The sequence below is a fragment of the Streptomyces sp. NPDC051172 genome (genome assembly GCF_040682555.1).
Taxonomy (GTDB): domain Bacteria; phylum Actinomycetota; class Actinomycetes; order Streptomycetales; family Streptomycetaceae; genus Streptomyces.
Map to the genome: position 1 here is coordinate 1 of NZ_JBFBBE010000421.1, position 1,148 is coordinate 1,148.

The 1,148-nt window shown below is 75.0% G+C and carries 2 protein-coding genes; one reads left to right on the plus strand and one right to left on the minus strand.

What is annotated here, in order from left to right:
- Positions 1 to 580: amino acid--tRNA ligase-related protein (locus AB0N07_RS51615; protein WP_365847999.1), on the minus strand; the 580-nt coding region annotated here is incomplete at its 3' end.
- Positions 581 to 725: 145 nt separating this feature from the next.
- Between AB0N07_RS51615 and AB0N07_RS51620 the strand changes: the two genes are divergently transcribed.
- Positions 726 to 1,148 (plus strand): amino acid permease (locus tag AB0N07_RS51620; protein ID WP_365848001.1); only part of this gene is annotated, 423 nt, incomplete at its 3' end.

Consider the following 1,148-nt stretch of genomic DNA (forward strand, 5'->3'; position numbering starts at 1 on the left):
GCTGCGGCGACTGCGGCAGGGCGTACCAGGAGCCGGGAGCCAGGCGGGCCGGGACGAGGAAGTCGCGGGCGCCCTCCGGCGTCGAGCGCGTGAGGGTCGGGGTCTCGACCTCCACGAAGCCCTCGCCGTGCAGCAGCTCGCGCGCCGTCCGGTTGACCTCGGAGCGCAGGCGCATGATGCGCGAGGGCTGCGGGCGGCGCAGGTCGAGGTAGCGGTGGCGCAGCCGGGCCTCCTCGCCGACCTCCACGTGCTCGTCCACCTGGAACGGCAGCGCGGCGGCGGTGTTGAGCACCGTCACGGTCTCCGCGATCAGCTCGATCTCACCGGAGGGCAGGTTCGGGTTCTCATTGCCCTCGGGGCGGCGCTCGACCGTGCCGGTGACCTGCAGGACCCACTCGTTGCGCAGCGGGTCGAAGTCCGCCTCCTCTCGCACCACGACCTGGGCGAAGCCCGAGGCGTCGCGCAGGTCCACGAAGGCCACGCCGCCGTGGTCGCGCCGCCGCGCCACCCAGCCGGTGACGGTGACGGTCTGGCCGATGAGCGAGGCGTTGAGCTCGCCGAGGGAGTGGGTGCGCAGCACGAGGATCCTCTCCGTCCGGTCGCCGGACGATGTGCGGGGTTCATGTGATGGTCGACGCCGTGTGATACGCCTGCGGGGCGGGCGCGCGCCGTTCCCGTCAGTCTAGTGCCCCGCCCGCGTTGCCCCAGCCCAGGAGGACCCCGTCATGACCGCCGCCCTGCAGCGCCGCCTGACCCTGCTCCACGCCGTCGCGATCGGCCTCGGCTCGGTGATCGGCGCGGGCGTGTTCACCGCGATCGGCCTGGCGGCCGCGCTCACCGGCGGCCACCCGGGCCTGCTGTACGCGGCCCTGGCGGTCGCGGCCGTCGCGGCCCTGTGCAACGCCCTGTCCACGGCGCAGCTGGCCACCGTCCACCCCGAGTCCGGCGGCGCCTACGTCTACGGCCGGCGGCAGCTGCACCCGTGGGCCGGCTTCGTCGCCGGCTGGGGCTTCGTCACGGGCAAGACCGCGTCGGTGGCCGCGATGGCGGCCACCCTCGGCCTGTACCTCTTCCCCGACGACGCCGCCGCGGCCCGGTGGACGGGCGTGGCCGCCGTCGTCGTGCTCACCGGGGTGGCGATGGCGGGC